The sequence below is a fragment of the Micromonospora sp. NPDC047465 genome, from assembly GCF_040643125.1.
In the GTDB taxonomy this organism is placed as follows: Bacteria; Actinomycetota; Actinomycetes; order Mycobacteriales; family Micromonosporaceae; genus Micromonospora.
Genome location: NZ_JBEYTP010000033.1, coordinates 40294 through 59934, shown reverse-complemented (window position 1 = coordinate 59934; position 19641 = coordinate 40294). Strand labels below are relative to the sequence as shown.

Annotated in this window: 13 protein-coding genes; 3 read left to right on the top strand and 10 right to left on the bottom strand. The window is 74.7% G+C overall.

Features of this window, described 5'->3' with window-relative positions; all coding sequences use genetic code 11:
* Positions 1–7 precede the first annotated feature (7 nt).
* Positions 8–766 (top strand): TetR family transcriptional regulator, encoded by a 759-nt coding sequence (locus ABZ793_RS25500; protein WP_357461734.1) that lies wholly within the window; start codon positions 8–10, stop codon positions 764–766.
* Positions 767–817: 51 nt separating this feature from the next.
* Here the strand turns inward: ABZ793_RS25500 and ABZ793_RS25495 are convergent, their stop codons facing one another.
* Both ABZ793_RS25495 and ABZ793_RS25490 read right to left on the bottom strand, forming a co-directional pair.
* On the bottom strand, positions 818–3901 hold the full coding sequence (locus ABZ793_RS25495) for an NACHT domain-containing protein (RefSeq protein ID WP_357461733.1): 3084 nt from the start codon (positions 3899–3901) through the stop codon (positions 818–820).
* Positions 3902–3983: 82 nt separating this feature from the next.
* The gene (locus ABZ793_RS25490) at positions 3984–5777 is read right to left on the bottom strand and encodes an ABC transporter ATP-binding protein (protein WP_357461751.1); all 1794 of its coding nucleotides are present in this window, start codon (positions 5775–5777) and stop codon (positions 3984–3986) included.
* A gap of 78 nt (positions 5778–5855) precedes the next feature.
* On the opposite strand from ABZ793_RS25490, the gene ABZ793_RS25485 reads away from it, so the two are divergent.
* Both ABZ793_RS25485 and ABZ793_RS25480 read left to right on the top strand, forming a co-directional pair.
* Positions 5856–6281 (top strand): MarR family winged helix-turn-helix transcriptional regulator, encoded by a 426-nt coding sequence (locus tag ABZ793_RS25485; protein WP_357461732.1) that lies wholly within the window; start codon positions 5856–5858, stop codon positions 6279–6281.
* Between the two features lie 202 nt (positions 6282–6483).
* On the top strand, positions 6484–8268 hold the full coding sequence (locus ABZ793_RS25480) for an N-acetylglutaminylglutamine amidotransferase (RefSeq protein WP_357461731.1): 1785 nt from the start codon (positions 6484–6486) through the stop codon (positions 8266–8268).
* Between the two features lie 312 nt (positions 8269–8580).
* Here the strand turns inward: ABZ793_RS25480 and ABZ793_RS25475 are convergent, their stop codons facing one another.
* From ABZ793_RS25475 to ABZ793_RS25440, 8 genes are all read right to left on the bottom strand, one after another.
* Entirely contained in the window at positions 8581–9717 is a 1137-nt protein-coding gene (locus ABZ793_RS25475) for a glutamate--cysteine ligase (RefSeq protein ID WP_357461730.1), read from the bottom strand.
* A gap of 276 nt (positions 9718–9993) precedes the next feature.
* On the bottom strand, positions 9994–11211 hold the full coding sequence (locus ABZ793_RS25470; protein ID WP_357461729.1) for a transposase: 1218 nt from the start codon (positions 11209–11211) through the stop codon (positions 9994–9996).
* Between the two features lie 432 nt (positions 11212–11643).
* Entirely contained in the window at positions 11644–11778 is a 135-nt protein-coding gene (locus tag ABZ793_RS25465; RefSeq protein WP_357461728.1) for a hypothetical protein, read from the bottom strand.
* 311 nt (positions 11779–12089) lie between these two features.
* Positions 12090–14918: a hypothetical protein gene (locus ABZ793_RS25460; RefSeq protein WP_357461727.1), complete on the bottom strand. Its 2829-nt coding sequence runs from the start codon at positions 14916–14918 to the stop codon at positions 12090–12092.
* The gene (locus ABZ793_RS25455) at positions 14915–16027 is read right to left on the bottom strand and encodes an AAA family ATPase (RefSeq protein ID WP_357461726.1); all 1113 of its coding nucleotides are present in this window, start codon (positions 16025–16027) and stop codon (positions 14915–14917) included. Before ABZ793_RS25455 ends, ABZ793_RS25460 begins: the two co-directional genes overlap by 4 nt.
* 15 nt (positions 16028–16042) lie before the next feature.
* Positions 16043–17659 carry a VWA domain-containing protein gene (locus ABZ793_RS25450; protein WP_357461725.1) on the bottom strand — a complete coding sequence of 539 codons (1617 nt, stop codon included), beginning with the start codon at positions 17657–17659 and terminating at the stop codon, positions 16043–16045.
* Complete coding sequence (locus ABZ793_RS25445) at positions 17656–19062, bottom strand: hypothetical protein (RefSeq protein ID WP_357461724.1); 1407 nt, start codon at positions 19060–19062, stop codon at positions 17656–17658. The genes ABZ793_RS25450 and ABZ793_RS25445 overlap by 4 nt, the downstream gene beginning before the upstream one ends.
* Positions 19062–19568 (bottom strand): hypothetical protein, encoded by a 507-nt coding sequence (locus ABZ793_RS25440; RefSeq protein ID WP_357461750.1) that lies wholly within the window; start codon positions 19566–19568, stop codon positions 19062–19064. Before ABZ793_RS25440 ends, ABZ793_RS25445 begins: the two co-directional genes overlap by 1 nt.
* Between the last annotated feature and the right edge of the window lie 73 nt (positions 19569–19641).

The window sequence follows — 19641 nt, the reverse complement described above, 5'->3', positions numbered from 1 at the left end:
TGCCGGCATGACCGTCGAGGCACCCGACGACACGCGCACCCGGATCCTGCGCGCCGCGCTCGACCTGTTCGCCGAGCACGGCTACCAGCGCACGTCGCTGCGCCAGATCGGCGAGCGGCTGCGGCTGACCAAGGCCGCGATCCTCTACCACTTCCCCACCAAGGAGCACCTGCTCACGGCCCTGATCGAGCCGCTGGTCGCCGACCTGGAGGGGCTGCTGGACGCGGCCGAGGCGGGGCCGGCCGAGCGGGCCCGCCGGACGGTCCTGGAGGGCTGGGTGGACACCATGCTGTCCCACCGCCGCCCGCTCGGCATGCTCTTCCACGACATCGCCCTCATCACGCGCGGCGACACGTACCACCGCCTGATGCGGATCGCGATGCGCGCCAACAACCTCATCGCCGGGCCCGACGCCGGGCGGCGGGAGCGGGTCCGGGCGGTGCAGGCGGTCGCCATGTGCAGCGACCCGGTCGTCTTCTTCACCGACGTGCCCGACGAGGTGCTGCGCGCGGACATGCTCGACGGCGTGCACCGCCTGCTGGACGGCACGCCGCCCGGGGACCACCCGGGCGCGGCCGGGGACGGCGGCGGCGCGGCGAGCGGCCGACGCCGGCCCGGCCGGCCGCGGGCGATGAGCCCGGAGCAGGTCGAGGCGGCCCGGCGGATGCACGCCGCCGGCAGCCACTCGGCGGACGAGATCGCCGCCGCGTTGGGGGTCTCGCGGGCCACCGTCTACCGCCACCTGGACCCGGTCGTCGCGAAATAATGAGACTCGTTACGAGACGGTTCTGAGACGCCGCGGAAGCCTGCCGACCGGTCAGCCGTCGTGCCACATCGGGGCGCCGCGGCGCAGGGTCCGCGCCGCGATGTCCGGAGCGGACAACACGTCGACCAGCCTGCGGGCCGCGACCACCGCGGGCGCCCCCAGCGTCGGGTGGCCGACCACCGCGTGGCACGCCTGCAGCCCGATCTCGGCCAGTTCCCGTCGGCCCAGCTCCATCCGCCGCCCGCGGGCCCGCCGCTCGGCGAGCACGGCCCGGAGCCGGTCGCGCACCTCCGCCCGCTCGTCCACGACGCGCCGCATCACCGCCACCGACCAGCCCCACGCCTGCACGAGCAGCAGCGGATCGGTGCGGTCGTCGGAGTCGTCGGGGCGGTCGGCCAGGCGCAGCTGCTCGTGGCAGAGGGCGAGGGCCGCGCCGGGGTCCCCGTCCCCGTCGAGCATGATCCGGGCCAGCATTCCCGCGCCGAGGGGCATCGACCGACCCGGGCCGTCGTCGTCGCTCTCCGCCGCGAGCAGCCGCTCCAGGTGCTGCCGAGCCGCGTCGACGTCGCCCTCCGCGTAGCGGACGACCGCCAGGAACTCCCGGGTCGCGGACAGGGGCCCGCCCGCCTGGTCCTCCCCACGCAGCAACTCGTCGCCGGCGGCCCGCAGCTCGGCCAGCGGCGCGGCGGCGGCGACCAGCTCGGAGACGCGCCGACGCTGCGCCGCCGGCGGCGTCGCGCCCGTGCGCGCGAGCGGCGCCGGCATCGACGCCAACAGGTCCCCCAGCCGGCTCCACTGCCCGGCGGCGGCGCCCACCAGCAGCGCCTTGCGCAGCGCGGCCAGGCTGAGGTCGTCGGCCGGCCCGACGTTCGCCGCGCGGGCCCGCGTGACGGCGGCGAACACGCCGAGCGCCTCCGGCCAGAACCCCGCCCGGGCCAGCTCGACACCGAACTCCTCGCGCGGCCGGCCGCCCCGCCGCCCCGCCAGCGAGCCCGCCGCCAGCCTGCTCTGCAGGCGGCCGTGCCGGAACCGGTACGCCCCGGCGCCGTGCCGCAACAGGCCGACGGTCTCGGCGTGGCCGAGGAACGCCAGCAGCCGGTGCGGCAGGCGGCCGCGTGCCGCCAGCACCATCCGGGTCAGGCAGAACCGGACCCACGCCCCGTCCCCGCGCGTGTGCACCCACCAGCCCAGCCCCGCGCCGAGCCCGGCGTAGCCGAGGGCCTGCGGCGAGGGCAGCCGGGGCAGCAGGCCGGTCACCCACAGCAGCGCGGAGCCGGCCAGCACACCGAGGAACCCGGTGGCGACGCTCGGCACCACCGACGCGATCGTCGCCGCGCGGTCGGCCCGCACGGTCTCGACCACGGCGGTGGCCCCGAGTTCCGCCGCCGGGGCGGCGACGTCTATCCGCAGCGCGGACCGGACCGCGACGAGGGCGAACCAGACGGCGCCGAGCACGACCGCGGCCCGCAGCTCGACCGGCCATCCGGTCAGCCCGGGCAGTCGGCCCGTCGCGGCGACCAGCTCGGGCGGAGGGGTGAACAGCCACAGCACGAACCAGGTCAGGAAGCCCCAGAACGCTCCCCGGGCCAGCCCGTCGAGCGTCCCCTCGCGGAGCGCGCCCCGGCCGCCCACGAACACGATCCGGGTGGGCCGGCTGCCCGGGTCGCGGGCGCCACCGCCCAGCGCGGCGGCCACCGCGGCGGCCGCCACCCCCAGGTCGGCGGGGTGGTCGGCGAGAGCGGTGAGCAGCTCGCGGGTGCCCGGGTCGGCGACCATCCCGGCCACCGACCGGAGCGCCTCCCCGGCGAGGGCGAGGGCCAACCACACCGCCAGCCCGGTACGCAGGCCGCCGACGACGGCCCAGAACAACCGGGGCAGCACGGCCGGCAACTGCCACCAGCGGAACTCGCGGACGCCGAGCGATTCCAGGTGCGCGGCCAGGAAGGTCAGGTAGCGCCGGGCCCGCTCCGGTTCCCATCGGCGCAGCCCCTGGGCGCCCCGGCGCGACCGCAGCGCGGCGTCGACCGCCCGGGACAGCAGCTCGTCCTCCACGGCGCCCCGCCCCCGGCTGGCCGCCAACGGCACGAGGTCGCGGGGGTCGGTGCCGGGCTGCTCGAACGCGCTGCGGGCCATCGCCACCATCAACGGCGTGACCAGCGCCCCGCTCAGCTCCGGGTCGCCGTCGATGCGCGCCGCGACGGTCGACCAGTTGCCGGCCTGGTGCAGGGGCGCGGCGTCGACCAGGTACTCCGCCACCTCGTCCGGAACCAGCGGCTCGATCACCACCACCGCGGCACCGCGCACCTTCTCGCCCTGGTCGAGGTACCTCTCGTACACCGACGTCCGGCAGGTCAGGACGAAGCGCTGCGTGGGCAACGCGTTGAGTTCCTCGAGGCAGGCGGTCACCCGTTCCTCGGGCACCTCGTCCAGGCCGTCGAGCACGGGCACGACGAGGTCCGTCTCGACCAGGTCCCGCAGCACCGCCACGCGACGGGGATGGCGGGGTGCGAGCTGCGTGTACCGCCGGGCGAGGCGGTCCACCAGCCAGTCGCGGAACGTCTCCACGGTCGGGTCCCACGACGCGACGGGCAGCAGCACCGGCACGGGCGCCTCGGGGTCCCGGTGCGGCGGCAGCTCACGCGCCATCCGCAGGGCGATGACCGACTTACCGGATCCCGCCGGTCCCAGCACCAGCAGCCGCCCGGACGGGATGCTCCGGTAGCGGCTCCACAGTGTCCCGTGGCGGCCGGACAGGTCCATCGGACCGGCCTCGCTGGACCGGCCGATTGCCCGCCAGGACGGCAGGAGCCGCTCGGCGGCGGTGCGCCAGGTCACCGGGAGTGGGTACGGCTCGTCGACCGCCCGCAGCAGCGCCTCGTCGCTCGGCTCGCGCCGGACCAGTTCGAAGAGTTCGTCCGCGACCGCCCGGCGGTGGACCGCCGCCGCTGCCGAGGCGGCCTGCCGGTTGGTGAGTACCTGGTCCAGCACGACGTAGACGGCGATGACACCGGCGATCACGCCCCAGGCCCAGTTGACCTTCTCGAAGTCGTACCGCAACCAGACCCAGGCGGTCCCGGCCGCCGCGACGACGGCCACGAGGACGAGCAGGGCCCATGTCCACCCCCGACGCTGCACCGCCTGATTGTGATCGTTTACCGGCCGCGCGGGCGGCCCGGGGTCGGGTGTCGGCGCGCACCGCCGACGACGGCCCCGGCCGTCAGGCGGCCAGCGTCGCGTAGCGGCCGGCGCGCTCCAGCAGGTCGTCGTGGGTGCCGGACTCGACGATACGGCCGTGGTCGAGCACGGCGATCCGGTCCGCGTCCCGCACGGTGGAGAGCCGGTGGGCGATGGTGATGGTGGTGCGGCCCCGGGCCACCTCGTCGAACGCCCGCTGCACCGCGCGTTCGGTCTCGGTGTCCAGCGCGCTGGTGGCCTCGTCGAGGATCAGGATGCGCGGGTCGCGCAGCAGCGTACGGGCGATGGCGAGGCGCTGCTTCTCGCCGCCGGAGAAGCGGTGCCCCCGCGAGCCGACGACCGTGTCGTACCCGTCGGGCAGGCCGGCGATCAGGTCGTGGATCCGGGCGGCGCGGGCGGCGGCCTCGATCTCGGCGTCGGTGGCGTCCGGGCGGGCGTAGCGCAGGTTCTCCCGCACGGTGGTGTGCAGCAGGTAGGTCTCCTGGCTGACCACGCCGACGATCGCCGCCAGGTCGGCCAGGCGCAGGTCGCGCAGGTCGACGCCGTCGACGGTGATCCGGCCGCTCGTCGGATCGTGCAGCCGGCTGACCAGCGCGGCCAGGGTGCTCTTGCCGGAGCCGGTCTCGCCGACCAGGGCGAGGCCGGTGCCGGCCGGCACGTCGAGGGTGATCCCGGCGACGGCGGCGGTGTCGCTGCCGGGGTAGCTGAAGGTGACGTCGGTGAACCGCAGGTCGCCCCGGACCCGGCGCGGGTCGACGTCGACCGGCTCGGCAGGGTCGTCGACCTCGACCGGCAGGTCCAGGTACTCGAAGATCCGGGCGAACAGCGCCAGCGAGGCGGTCACCGAGACGCCCACGTTGAGCAGGCCCATCAGCGGCCGGAACAGCCCGCCCTGCAACGCGGTGAAGGCGACCAGGGTGCCGATGCTGAGCGTGCCGGCGGCGCCGGGCAGACCGGCGCTGAGGTAGATGACCGCCGGGATGGCGGCGAAGACGACGCTCATCGTGGCCATCCGCCAGCGGCCGGCGAGTTCGGAGCGCAACTCAAGGTCGACCAGGCGGGCCGACGAGGCGGTGAAGCGCGCGGCCAGCGCCGGGCCGGTGCCGAGGGTCTTCGCCAGGTGTACGCCGCTGACCGACAGCCCCTCCTCGACGGTGACGTTGAGGTCGGCGAGTTCGCGCTGGCGCCGCGCGGTGATCTCGCGACGCAGGTGGGCGACCCGGCGGGTCAGCCAGACCGCCGGCGGCAGGACGACGAGAGAGACCAGCGAGAGCCGCCAGGAGAGCGCGACCATCGCCGCCGCGGTGGCCACCACGGTGGTCAGGTTGGACGCGATCGAGGTGGCGGTGGAGGTGACCACGCTCTGCATGCCGCCGATGTCGTTGGTGATCCGCGACTGCACCTCGCCGGTGCGGGTGCGGGTAAAGAACGCCAGCGACTGCCGTTGCAGGTGGGTGAAGACGTCGGTGCGCAGCCGGTGCATGACCTGCTGCCCGACCCGGGTGGAGATCCAGGTCTGGAGGACGCCGAGCACCGAGGTCACCGCGGCGACCGCGACCATGCCGGCCACCAGCCAGACGAGCAGCGCCAGGTCGCGTTGCGGCAGGGCCCGGTCGATCACGGCGCGGAGCAGGAAGGGGGAGGCCATGGCGAGCACCGAGGACACCACGATGATCGCGGTGACCGTGGCGAGCGCGCCCCGGTGCCGGGCGAACAGCCCGCCGATACGCCGCAGCGACACATGGCGGGCCTGTGCCTTCTCGGCGGCGCTGAGCTTGCGGGGGCCGCGGTCGCGGCCGGAGGGGTGGGGTTCCAAGGGGTACTCCCTCACGTCGGAGATGCTGAGGTTCCCTCAACATGAGGCAACAACAGCTCCTCCTGCTACGGTATTCCCGTGACCGGAGACACCGACGACGCCGGGGACGGCCTCGCCGAGGCGTTCTGGGCGGTGACCCGGCGGCTGCGGCACCGCACCCGGGAGGCGCTCGCGCCGTGGGACGTCACGCCCGGCCAGTCCCGGGCGCTCGGCGTGCTCATCCGGCACGGCGCGCTGCGGCCCGGCGCGCTCGCCGAGCACCTGCGCATCGCCCCGCGTTCGGCCACCGAGGTCGTCGACGACCTGGAGGCGCGCGGCCTCGTGCGACGCCGTCCCGACCCCGCGGACCGACGCGCCACCCTGGTCGCCCCGACCGAGGAGGGCACGCGGGCCGGCAAGGCCATCCACGCCGCCCGCCGGGCCGCCGCCGAGGACCTCTTCGGTGGCCTCGCGCCGGCCGACCGGGCACAGCTCGCCCGCATCCTGCGTACGCTGCACGACTGACCGGCCGCCCACGGAGCCGGCACCGCCCCGCGGGCCGCCCCGGGCCACTCCCCGGGGGTTTGACCCGACCGGATTCGGGTAGCCCAGCCGCCCGTCCTGGCGACGGGACCGGGCCCCTGCGAGCGGGTGGTCCGCCACCTGCGACGCCGACAGGAGTGGTGACGGTGGGTCCGGTTCCCCCGAAAGCCGGTGACCGCTGACGATGTGCGGCATCAGTGGCGAGGCGAGGTTCGACGGGTCGACGCCCGACGCCGACGCGGTGACCCGGATGACCGAGGCGATGCGGTCCCGGGGCCCCGACGGCGAGGGCCTGTGGAACGACGGCTGGGTCACCCTCGGGCACCGCCGCCTCACCATCATCGACCTCTCCGCGGCGGGCGGCCAGCCGATGGTGCGCGAGGACCTCGGGTTGGGGCTGGTCTTCAACGGCTGCGTCTACAACTACCCCCAACTGCGCGACGAACTGCGGGCGGCCGGGCACACCTTCCGCTCCACCAGCGACACCGAGGTGATCCTGGCGGCGTACGCGCAGTGGGGCGAACGCTTCGTCGACCACCTGGTCGGCATGTTCGCCGTGGTCCTCGTGGACCGGCAGCGGCGACGGCTGGTGCTGGCCCGCGACCGGCTCGGCATCAAACCGCTGTATCTGGCCGAGTCCCCCGGCCGGCTACGGTTCGCCTCCACCCTGCCCGCGCTGCTGCGCGCCGGCGACGTGGACACCACGATCGACCCGGTGGCGCTGCACCACTACCTGTCCTGGCACTCGATCGTGCCGGCGCCCCGCACCGTGCTGCGCGGCGTACGCAAACTCCCCCCGGCCACCGTACGGGTCGTGGAGGCCGACGGGCGCAGCCGCGAGCACGTCTACTGGCGGCCCGGCTACGCCCGGGACCCCGCCCACGGCGGGATGGACGCGCGGGACTGGCGGGCCGCGATCGGCGGCGCGCTGCGCACGGCGGTCCGACGGCGGCTCGTCGCCGACGTCCCGGTCGGCGTGCTGCTCTCCGGCGGCCTGGACTCCAGCATGATCGTGGCGCTGCTGGCCGAGGCCGGGCAGCACCACCTCCAGACCTTCAGCATCGGCTTCGACAGCCGCGGCGGCGAGGTCGGCGACGAGTTCCACTACTCCGACCTCGTCGCCCGCGCCTTCGACACCGACCACCACCGCATCCGGCTCGCCGACGACGACCTGGTCCCGGCGGTACGCCGGACCGTCCACGCGATGACCGAGCCGATGGGCAGCCACGACGTGGTCGCCTTCCACCTGCTGTCCGAGCAGGTCGCGCAGCACGTCAAGGTGGCCCAGTCCGGGCAGGGCGCCGACGAGGTCTTCGCCGGCTACGGCTACCACCAGCCCCTCGCCCGGGTGCCCCGCGACGGCGCGGCGGACGCCTTCGCCGACGCGTTCTTCGACCGGGACCACGCCGAACTGTGCCGGGTGGTCAGCCCCGCGTACGCCTGCGACCGCGACGCCAGCCGTGAGCTGCTCACCGCCGACCTGGCGGCGAGCGGGGCGGACACCGCGCTGGACGCCGTGCTGCGCCTGGACACCCACCTGATGCTCCCCGACGACCCGGTGAAGCGGGTGGACAGCATGAGCATGGCGTGGGGGCTGGAGGTGCGTACGCCCTTCCTCGACCAGGATCTGGTCGCCCTCGCGGCGGCCTGCCCGCCCGAGCACAAGGTGGCCGGCGGCGGCAAGGGCGTGCTGAAGGAGATCGCCCGGGAGGTGCTGCCGGCCGAGGTGGTCGACCGGCCGAAGGGCTACTTCCCCGTGCCGGCGCTGCGCAACGTCGACGGCCCCGTGCGGCAGCTCGTCACCGAGGCCCTCGCCGCCCCCGCCGCCCGGGAACGCGGCCTGTTCCGCCGTGAGTACCTCGACGAGCTGCTCGCGGTGCCGGACCGGGCGCAGGCCGCCGCCGGCAGCAACAAGCTGTGGCAGATCGGCCTGCTGGAGCTGTGGCTCCAGTCCCACGACATCCGCTGACCGGCACGGCCCCGGCCCGCCCCGGCCCACACCCCTCCGACCCCACGGCCGGCCCGCCTCGGCCCACACCCCTCCGACCCCGCGGCCCGGTCGCGGTAGCGGCGGCCCCGGCAGCGTCGCACCCCGCGGCCAGCACCGGCCAACCCGGCTGGGGTTGAGCCCAGCCGGTGCGCTCACGAGTGGAACGCCACGGGTGTCACCCGGCGACGGTGACACCCGTGGTGTTCCACCGGTCACCACCGCTCGGGGTGGGGGCGTCACCCTGCGCCGCCGGTGCCCGCGTGGCGGGGCGGCACCCGGGGTCGGGCGGCTTCAGCAGGCGAGGGTCTCGGCGGCCAGGTGGTCCAGGACGGCCCGTACGTCGTTGCCGGTGCGGGCCATCACCCGGCGCTGCCGGGTGGCGCCGGCGCCGTCCCGGCGCACCCGGGCCACCTGGTCGCGTACGTGGTCGAGGTCGCCGTGGCGCGCCAGGGCGGGCGCGACGGTGGCGACGAGTTCGTCGACCAGATCCCACGCGGGGCGGGCGCCGCCGGAGCGCAGGTCGATCAGGTCGCCCTCCAGTCCGTCGTGGGCGGCCCGCCAGTGCGCGGCGGAGACCAGGCAGTCCCGGATCCGGGGGGCGGGAACCCCGGCGCGGACGTCGTCGGCCAGCGTCGCGACGAGCGCCCGGACCAGGCCGGCGACGAGCACCGTGTCGTCCACGCCCGGGCAGACGTCACCCACCCGGATCTCGACGGTGGGGTACGCGGTGGAAGGGCGGGCGTACCAGTAGACCATCGCGGCGTCGAGCATGATCCCGGCGCGGATCAGGTCGTCCACCGTCGCGTCGTAGTCGGCGGCCGACTCGAAGTGCGGGGTCGGCCCGATGCTGGGCCAGCGCTCCAGCTGCATCGAGCGCCAGCTGGCGTGCCCGGTGTCGCGGCCGTCGTGCAGCGGCGAGTTGGCGGTGACCGCCTGCACCACCGGCAGCCACGGGCGCAGGTGGTTGCACACCTGGACGGCCAGTTCGCGGTCGGGCAGCCCGACGTGGACGTGGCAGCCGCAGACCGCCGGATCGTGCGCGACCGGGCCGAAGCGGCGGGACATGGCGTGGTAGCGAGGTTTGTCCGGTACCGTCCGGTGCGGCTCGTGCACGGGGGTGGCACCGACCGCGACGAGCCGGGCCCCGGCGGCACGGGCCGCGTCGGCGGCCGAACGGCGCAGCGCCACCAGGTGGGCGCGCAGCTCGGCCAGGTCGGCCGTGACCGGCGTGACCATCTCCACCATGCTGTGCCGGAACTCCTGGCGGCTCTGGTCCCGGGCCGTCCCGGACAGGGCGGCGAGCACCCGGTCGGCGACCGGAAGACTCTCCCCCGTCCGGGGATCGAGCAGCAGGTACTCCTCCTCGACCCCGAGGGTGAGGGCGGCCAAGTCGGGCACCGCGGTGGTGACTGCCGGGCGGTACGTCATGGGCCGTCGGCATCCGTTCGTCGGGCGGCGCGCCGCGGCGCCGCGCTGCCGGACGACCCGGGTTCCCGGCCCACCGACCGGGCAAACGCGCAGGACAGGGCGCCGGCTGGCCGTAGTCGGCCGGGTGCCGACGCAGCCGTCCGGGCGTCATCCGCCCGTCAGCGCCGAGACGGCCCGGGCAGCCAGGAAGGCACGCTCCGTCGCGTTGTCCGTCCGCTCGGCGTGGAACACGTGTTGACGTCCTCCCTGCCATGAAATGGCGGGGATTCCGGCCTGCTACACCTGGCAGGGTGTGAGCTTCCGGTGGGTTACCGCTTCACCGCGCTGTGCCGGCAGGGGTGCCGGTCTTACCTGCGCTCCACGGTCGTTGAGGTCCGCCCGTCCGGCGGCCCTGATGTTCCGGGCGGCGTTGCCGTCCCTGTCGTGGACACTGCCGCACGGGCAGACCCACGACCGGACGTCCAACGCCAGCTTGTCACCGACCCGCCCACAATCGGAGCACATACGGGTGGACGGCAACCAGCGGTCCACCCGCCCGAATGTGCGCCCGTACCGGGCGGCCTTGTACGCCAACATCCCGACGAACGTCGACCAGCCCGCGTCGTGTACGGACTTGGCGAGTTTCGTGCGGGCGAGACCGGCCACGGCGAGGTCTTCCACGTACACCGCTTGAGTCTCGCGGATGATCGTGGTCGACAGCTTGTGCAGCCAGTCCCGCCGCGTGTCGGCCACCCTCGCGTGCGCGCGAGCAACCCTCACGACGGCTTTCCTCCGGTTGTTGCTGCCCCGCTGCTTGCGGGACAAATCCTGCTGCAGGCGGCGCAGCTTGCGCGCCGCGCGGCGCAGGAACTTCGGCGCGGCGATCTTCGTGCCGTCAGACAGCACGGCGAAGTGCGTCAGGCCCAGGTCGATGCCCACCTCGGCGTCGACCTCGGGTAACGGCTGGTCGGCGGTCTGTACCACGAACGAGGCGAAGTACCTGCCGGCGGCGTCCTTGATCACGGTCACGCTCGACGGCGACGCAGGCAGACGACGCGACCAGCGCACCTCCAGATCACCGACCTTCGGCAACCTGAGCCGACCGTTGTCCAACACCTTGAACCGCGAGTTCTTCGTGAACCGGATCGCCTGCCGGTTGTCCTTGCGGCACCGGAACCGGGGCGGCGCGATCCTGCGTCCCTTGCGCTTGCCCGACAACGAGGCGAAGAAGTTCCGGTACGCCGCGTTCAGGTCCGCCAGGGCCTGCTGCAACACCACCGACGACACCTCACCCAGCCACGCCCGCTCGGACGTTTTCTTCGCCTCCGTAATCACCAGCTTCGACAACTCGCCGTCAGACACGTACGGCAGCCCAGCCTCCCTGGCTTGCTGGCGTGCGCGCAGCCCGTCGTTGAACACCACCCGCGCACACCCGAACGCCCGAGCCAACGCCTGCTGCTGACCCGCCGTCGGGGAGACCCGGAAGTTGTACCGAAGCTGCACACCGGACAACATAGCTCTGACCTGTGACCATCCTGCTTAGAGCACGCTCGGGCCTTGATGGCCCTCCCCCGCGGGCCTCCACCTCCGCCCTGAGGTGAAGAGCGGAGCACTGGCCCGCGTCCTGGTAGCGGCCGACACGGCGTCGGGCGCGTCGCTGTGCACGGCGGCGATCGCGGCCTGGATCTGATACAGCCCGGGCCGGTCGCGGCGCAGGCAGCGGCAGACCAGGGCTTACCCCTGGCGACAAGCCCGGCGTCCCACCGGCGGTGGTGATGATCCAACCGGCCGGGCTGGGCGGCGGACCCGTCTCGGGCCACCGCGCCGCCACCGTGAACGCCTCCTGCACCGCCTCCTCGGCGAGGTCGAGGTCGCCGAGGAGGCGGACCAGGACGGCGACCGCGCGGCCGTACTCCGTGCGGAACGCCGCCTCCACGTCCGACACGCTCAGTCCTCGCCCTGGAAGGGGCGCACCTCGATCGGCAGGGTGGTGGCCAGCTCGCGCATCACCCCGGCCAGGAACTCCGGGTCCACCAGCTCCTCGCCGCCGGGCTGGTAGATGCTGAGCAGGTACTCCTTCATGGCTTCTCCTCGCTCGGCGGCCGGCGCCACCGCCGGCCTCTCATCCTCCACACGAACGTGGCGAGCCCGGATCGACAACCCGCGCGCGAGATCCGGCGAACGGGCCGGCGACGGGCCGGGCCACGTCGTCGTTGCCGGACGTGCGACGAGCGTGGAGGCGACACCCGGTCACGTCCGGTCTCCAGGTCCGGCGGCCTCCGACGCCGACGACGGTCAGGGCCGCCGGACCAGCTCGCCGACGGTGGTCCGCGCCGGCGGGCCGACGAGCGTCATCGGCCCGTCGTGCGGGTGGGGCGTCCCGCCGACCGCCGTCAGCCCGGCTCGCCCGTCAGCAACGCGGCCACGGCGTCGGCGGTGGCCGGATGCGTGGCCAGCAGGGCGGTCAGGCCCGGCGGGGTGGCGGGCGCAGGAGCGGCCTCCTCGCGCCACCCGCCGTCGCAGCCGAGCAGGGCGGCGACGGCGTCCACGGCCACCGGGTGGCCGGACAGCAGGGTGGCCACCGGACCGGACGCGACGGCGGGGACCGCCGGTGCCGGCGGGGACGCCGACGCCGACCACGGCGGCACCCAGGCGTCCAGTGCGGGCAGCGACGCGGGGAAGGTACGGCCCGCCTCCCGCACCAGCAGCGGCACCAGTTCCGGGCCGTGGTCGCGCAGAGTGGTGATCAGCGTGGGCAGCCAGGGCAGCAGGACCGGGTCGGGCAGCCGGGCGAACGCCGACGACATCACCTCCACGACGAACGGGGCGAGCCCCGGCACCGACTCCAGGGCCTGTACGAAGCCGCTGAGGTACTGCGGGAAGGCGGGCACCACCAGCGGGTTGCCGAGCAGGTCGGCGCACCGCTGGCGCAGCTCGGCCAGGGTCAGCAGGCCGAGCTGGTGCCGGGCGACCCAGAGCAGCGCGACCTTGGCCGGCGCCTCCGGGTGGGACTGCGCGACGGCGAGTTCGAGCTGGGACCGGTCGCAGCCCAGGGAGAGCGCCAGGCTCTCCATGCCGAACAGGAAGCCGAGCATGGCGCCGACCTGCTGTACCCCGCTCCCCTCGTCGACGAACGCCGTGGGCAGCAGCGTGCAGTAGTGGGCGTACCCGGTGGTCACGAACGCCTCGCACCAGGCCGGCAGCGGCCCGGTGGCGCGATGGTGGGCCAGCAGCCGCCGGATCCGGCGCAGCACCTCGGGGGCGTCGTCGACGGTGCGTTCGGCGGCGAGCAGCTCCACCGCCCGGTTGCCCAGCTCGTCGACCAGGCGCGGGCTGTCGAGCAGTCGTACGGCGTCCTCGACGGCCTCCAGCGCGACCGAGGCCGTGGCGTCCGGACCCCGGACGGCGCGCCGCAGCCGCTGTTCCAGCACCTGCTCGACGGTGACGCCCTCGTAGCCCAGCTCGATCAGCGCCCGCTGGTGGCGGCCGAGGGCCAGGTCCCAGCTCTCCTGGATCGAGCGGTGCCCCAACCGGCGCTCGCCCATGATGGGTCGTACCGCGTCGGGGGGCAGCAGGTGCCGCAGCCGCCAGAGCAGATCGGAGCAGGGCGCCAGCCCGGGTTCGGCGTGCAGGTCCAGCAGCGCCCGCTGGACCTGGCGCTTCTCCAGGTCCAGCCCGAGCGGGGCGAGCCGGTCGTGGACGTCGCGGGCGAGCGGCGGAAGGGCCTCGTAGCCCACCTGGCCGATCCGGTCGCCGCCGAACAGGATCTCGCAGAGCCGGCGGACGTCCCGGCGCCCCGGGACGACGTCCTTCTCGATGCAGGTGACGGCCGCGTCGGCGAAGTCGTACGGCGTGGGGCGGGCCCGGTTGCGCAGGCCGGCGAGGAGGATCGAGGTCTCGAAGACGGCGATGGCGTCGGCGGTGCTGGCCAGGTAGCCGTTGCGCCGGGCCAGCCGGACGATGTCGACGCACCAGCCCCGCAGCTCCGCCTCGTCGAGGCCCTGCACCGCCGGTGGCCGCCCGAGGTAGCCGGAGAGCCGGTCGGCGACCGGGGCGGCGGGCACGGGGGCCGGTGCGGCGCGGCGGCGCCCGGCGCGGGTGCGGGTGCCGCGCTGCCCCTCGAGTTGGAACGGCGACAGCCCGGACCGGGCGATCGCCTTCGTCCAGGTCGCCGCGGCGATCGACACCGACCCGGCCGCGAGCCCGAACTGCGCCTCGATGGCGGAGTGGCTGGAGGGGATCAAGCCGTAGTGCCACCGGGTGCCGGTGCGCGGGGTGATCTCGAACGGGGCGTCGGCGCGCAGCCCGAACTGCTCGACGCGGCTGGCGGCGTGGAACGCGCCGCAGACGTAGAGGCAGTCGGCGGGATCAGCCCCGGAGGCGGCGAGGTGCTGCCGCATCCGGGTCCACATGTGGCGCTCGCGGTCCTCGTCGCGGTCGCGCCGGTCCGCCCCGGCCGGGCGCAGCCGCCGGAACAGGCTGCCGATCAGCACCATCACCTGCCGGTAGGTGTCGTGGTCGGCGTCGGCGAGCGGCTGCTCGACGTACTGGTCCCACCACTCCGACCAGTGCCGCACCTTGCCGTGGTGCAGCAGGTACGCCTCGAGTTCCGCGAAGCGGGGCCGCAGGTCCCCGATCTCGACCCCGACGGCGTCCCCGTGCAGGGCCGCCTCCTCCTCCGCCGGCGCGGTCGACTCGGCGTCCCCGGCCGGGGCGTCGTCGGCGGTGCCGGGAGGGCGGGGCAGCCACTGGAAGACGTGGTCGGTGGAGCGGTCCACCAGGACCAGCTCGACCCCGGGCGTCTCCAGCGCGTACGCGATGGCCTGGTATTCGGCGCTGGCCTCGGTGATCGGCGCGACCACGCTGAGCGGCCCCCAGTCGGCCGGAAAGCCCTCCAGCTCCGAGGCGAACGCCTGCACCGCCACCGGGAGGCGGCAGTTGCGCAGCTCGCCCAGCAGCGGCTGGAGGTCCTCGCAGAGCTCCAGGTAGATCACCTTCGGCTGCTTGGCGCGCAGCCGCCGGACCATGGCCAGCGCGGACGCCGGCGAGTGGTGGCAGACCGGGAAGATCTCCAGTTCCTCGCCGAGGGCGCGGTCGACGTCGTCGACCATGCCGGCGAGGATGTCGGCGACGGCGCCCGGACTGTCGGCGAAGGCGGTGGCGGCGTCGGCGAGCTGCTGGCGCAGCTCGCCGAACGGCCCGGCCTCGATGGGCGCGGTCACGACAGGGAGGCGATGGCCTGGCGGCCGCCGTCGAGGAAGCCCTCCCAGGGGCCGCCGTCCTGCTTGGCGCGCGGTTCCACCACCCCGTGCAGGTACTTGTTGAGGATCGCCAAATCCTCCGGGCTGCGCCGGGCCAGGGAGCCGACCAGCGACCCGGCCAGCGTCGCGGCGCGCAGGGTGCGGTCGCCGAAGAACTGGCTGTGCAGGATGGCGTCCTCCAGGACGCCGATCTGCTCGGCGGTGGACAGCGCCGACTCCAGCTTCTCGTCGTCGCTGGTCGCCGAGGAGGCGGCGGCACGCAGGTCGGCGAAGCTCTGCAACAGAATGTCCAGCAGGGTGGGCGGCACGTCGAGCGTGATCTGGTGCCGGCGCAGCAGCTCCTCGGTGCGGAAGCGGACGATCTCCGCCTCGCTGCGCTTGTTGGTCACCACGGGGATCCGGACGAAGTTGAACCGCCGCTTGAGCGCGGACGAGAGGTCGTTCACGCCCCGGTCCCGGCTGTTCGCGGTGGCGATGATCGAGAAGCCGGGCTTGGCGAAGACGATGTTGTCGTGGTCCAGCTCCGGGATGGAGACGTACTTCTCCGACAGGATCGAGATCAGCGCGTCCTGCACGTCGCTGGTGGAGCGGGTCAGCTCCTCGAACCGGCCGACCACGCCCTGCTCCATCGCCGTCATGATCGGCGACGGGATCATCGACTCCCGGGACTGGCCCCTGGCGATCACCATCGACACGTTCCACGAGTACTTGATGTGGTCCTCGGTGGTGCCGGCGGTGCCCTGCACCACCAGCGTCGAGTTGCGGCAGACCGCGGCGGACAGCAGCTCGGCGAGCCAGCTCTTGCCGGTGCCCGGGTCGCCGATCAGCAGCAGGCCCCGGTCCGACGCCAGGGTCACGATGCTCCGTTCGACGAACGTACGGTCGCCGAACCACTTCTGCGGGATCTCCCGGTCGAGCCCGTCGGCCCGCTCCGAGCCGAGGATGAACAGTCGGACCATCCGCGGGCTCAGCCGCCACGAGAACGGCTTCGGGTCGGTGTCGACCGACTCCAGGTAGTCGAGTTCCTCGGCGTACTTGACCTCGGCGGGGGCACGCAGCATCTCGGACATGAGGGGTTCGTTCTCCTAGGTGAGGAAGCTCTTGAGCTCGAAGACGAGTTTGCGGATGTGGCCGGAGATCACCGGCGTGCCCAGATCCTTGAAGCGTTGCCGGAACCAGGGGTTGACGCTCTGCTGGCCCGAGCTGTTGACCGAGCCGACCGGGATGAACCGCACCCCGGAGCGGTGCACCGCCTCGATGCCGTCGAACAGCGGCTGGGAGCGGCCGAACTCGTAGAAGTCCGAGATCCACACCATGACCGTGTTCTTCGGCTCGACGATCTTGGGGCGGGCCATCGCCATCGCGACCGGGCCGTCGTTGCCGCCGCCCAGGTTGGTGCGCAGCAGCACCTCGAACGGGTCGTGCACCCACGGCGTCAGGTCCAGCGCCCGCGTGTCGAACGCGATCAGGTGCACGTCCACCTTGGGCAGCCCGGCGAAGATCGACGCGAGGATGGTGCAGTTGACCATCGAGTCGACCATGGAGCCCGACTGGTCCACCACCACGATCAGCCGGGCCGGCGTGACCCGGCGGGCCGTCTGCCGGTAGTAGAGCCGGTCGACGTAGAGGCGCTCGTCCTCCGGGCTCCAGTTGGTCAGGTTCTGCCAGATGGTGCGGTCGAGGTCGAGGTTGCGGTACACCCGCTTCGGCGGCACGGACCGGTCGACGACGCCGACGCTGGTCTGCGCGACCTGGGTACGCAGCACCTCCGCGACCTCGTCGACGAAGCGGCGGATGAGCGCCTTGGCGTTGGCCAGGGCCACGCCGGAGAGGTTGGCCTTGTCCCGCAGCAGTTGCTCGATCAGCGACATGCTCGGCGTCAGCCGGCTGGCCAGCGCCGGGTCGGCCAGCACCTCCCGCAGGTGCATCCGGCGGACCAGGTCGCCCTCCAGGCCGGCGAGCACCCCGCCGAGGCCGTCGGTGCCGCCCTGCCGGCGCAGCCCCCCGGGCTCCAGGCCGAGCGCCTGCTCGAACCAGCCCGCGTCGGACTGCCACCGGGCCAGTTGACCGGCGTCGACCGCCCCGTGGCCGGTGGCGAACACGTTGAGCAGCAGCTTCGACACCAGCGCGGCGCGGCGCACCTCCGCGGTGCCCGGTCCGGTCGCCGGCCCGCCGCCGCCCGATCCCGCACCGCCCGACCCGGCGTCGGCGCCGGTCCCGAGGTCGACGCCCGACCCGCTGTCGGCGCCCGACCCGAGGTCGACGCCCGACCCGCTGTCAGCGCCCGACCCGAGGTCGACGCCCGACCCGGCGTCGGCACCGGGCCCGAGGTCGGCGCCCGACCCGGTGCCCGTCGTGGCGCTCGATCCGGTGTCGGCGCCGGCCCCGGCGTCCGTCGTGGCGGCGGGGTCGGGCGGGGTGGGCCCACCGCCCGGCGGCTGGCCCGCGCCCGCGTCCTGCTCCGGTTGAAGCAGGCCGCGCAGCTCGGCGGCGAGGGCCGGGAAGCGCTGGACGACGGTGTCCACCGACACCGCCGGGTCCAGCAGGGCGGCCGGCAGACCGAGGTCGTCGACGACCGCCATGCTGGCCGACTCCAGGGCGGGCTGCTCGTCGGGGTCGAAGAGCCGGGCGAGCAGACGCCAGTAGAGCACCTGGCGTCGGTTGGCGTCGGCGTGGTCCGCGGGGGCGAGGGAGTCGGTCATCGGCGCAGCAACCGTCCCGCGCGCTCGCGCAGCACCGCCACGGCGTCGCCCGCCTTGGCGTCGGCCTTGGCGGCCTTCGGGTCGGTGACTCCGCACGCCCAGTCGCCGGTGTGCGCGCCGACCGGCTTGCGCTTGACGGTGGCCTGCACCGCCAGCGGCTGGAGCAGCCACCGGCCGTCGTCCCACCGGACCAGGCCGAGGCACGCCGACGAGGCCGCGACCAGGTCGGGCGTGAGCGGGCCGCAGGAGGGCAGCCGGTCGACCGCGACGGCGAGCGGGTGGCCGTCGAGTTCGACCGTGAGCGCGCCGTCGTCGTCGCGCACGGTGTAGCCCTCCAGCAGGACAGGCTCGGCGATCCCGACCGGGTGCCGGTCCAGCGGCGCCGGCGCCGCCGCGACCGCCGCCGGCAGCAGGACCCGCGCGGTGGCGAACGGGTCGGCTGCCTCGCCGAGTCGCGCCCGGTCGTCACGCCAGAGCAGATCCGCGCCGCGCAGCGGAAGGCCGCTGACCGTCAGGCCCCGCCGTTCGGCCAGCGCGGCCAACAGCACGGGGTGGGCGTCCAGCAGGCGCCACAGCGCCGGCCCGACGATCGTCTCCACCTTGACCGCCCCGACGGCGGCGCGGACCAGGCGGGGCGCTCCACCGTCGGCCGGTTCGAGGATCCCGTGCACCTGGGCCTGCACGGCGGTGTCGTGCTCGTGCACGTCGACGCCGAGCACGAGGAGCCGCCCGGACACCTCCTCGACGGCCGGCGGGGCGGTCACGGCCGCCGCGTCCTGGGCGAGCAGCAGGCCCCGCGCCCACAGGTCGGCCCAGCGCCGGACCGGCGGATGCGCCATCGTGGCGACCGGCGCGCAGGCCCGCAGCTCGGCGGCCAGGCCGTCGAGCAGCACCGCCAGCCGCCGCAGGCCCGGCTCGGCGAGCGCGGCCTCGATCGGCGTCGCGGCCGCGGCGACGAGCTCGTGGTCGACGCCGCCCCACCCCGCGAGCGCCAGCTCGTGCAGCCACGCGCGGACGCCGGCGAGCGGCGGCGGCGCGTCCGCCGCGGGCCCGGGCGGGCCCGGCGCCCAGGGGGCGCGCGCCCGGCCCAGGGCGGTGTCGAGCTGCCCGAGCAGCGCGTCGTGGGCCGCGCCGAGCAGCGCGCACCGGGCACCGGCGAGGGCGACGAGATGGTCCTCGGTCACCGAACCGGCGGTCACCTTGCCGACCGCCTCGGCCACCAGGTCGCCGAGCGGGGTGGGGGCGAGCGCTCCGGCCAGCGCGGCCAGCGCCGCCGCGTCCTCCTCGTTGACCCGGGCGAACCCGCGGACCAGGGCGCCGTCGAGACCCGCGACGAGGTCGAGGGCGTCGGTCAGACCGGTCGGTGCGCCGTCGCGCAGGACGGCGAGCTGCGTGCCGAGCATCAGCGGCCCGCCCCGGTGGCCGGGAACCAGTGCAGCTCGGGCAGGGGAGCCGTGCTGCCGGGGAGTTCCAGATAGGACAGGTGGCGCAGGAAGCGGCTGAACACGACCGCGGCGGGGGTCGGCTCGTGCCGCGCGTCCAGGGCGGCGGTCAGGTCCCCGCCGCTGCTCGCCCCGTCGCCGACCTCGACCCGCAGGTAGCGGGCGACCCGGTCGACGCCGTACTGGAGGACGGCCTCGTCCACGAGGGCGTGCAGGTGCTTGCACAGGACACCGCGCAGCCCGCCGCAGGGGCGGTTGTTGTTGGTGCTGCAGTGGTAGGCGTGGGTGCCGGCCGCGATCGAGGACACGTAGACCCGCTCGACGTCCGACCCGCTGGACACCACGCCCTGCAACCGCCCGTCGGCCAGCTCCACGAAGGGCACCTTGGCCAGCTTGCGGGGCCGTGCGGGCGGCACCACCCGCACGGTGCTGCGCCGTCTCCACGCGGCCAGTTCCGCGTCCGCCACTGTCCGAACCTCCCGTCCGCCGCCGCGCGGCGCCACCGTGACCACGCCGACGCCGGATGGACCCGGCGTCGCC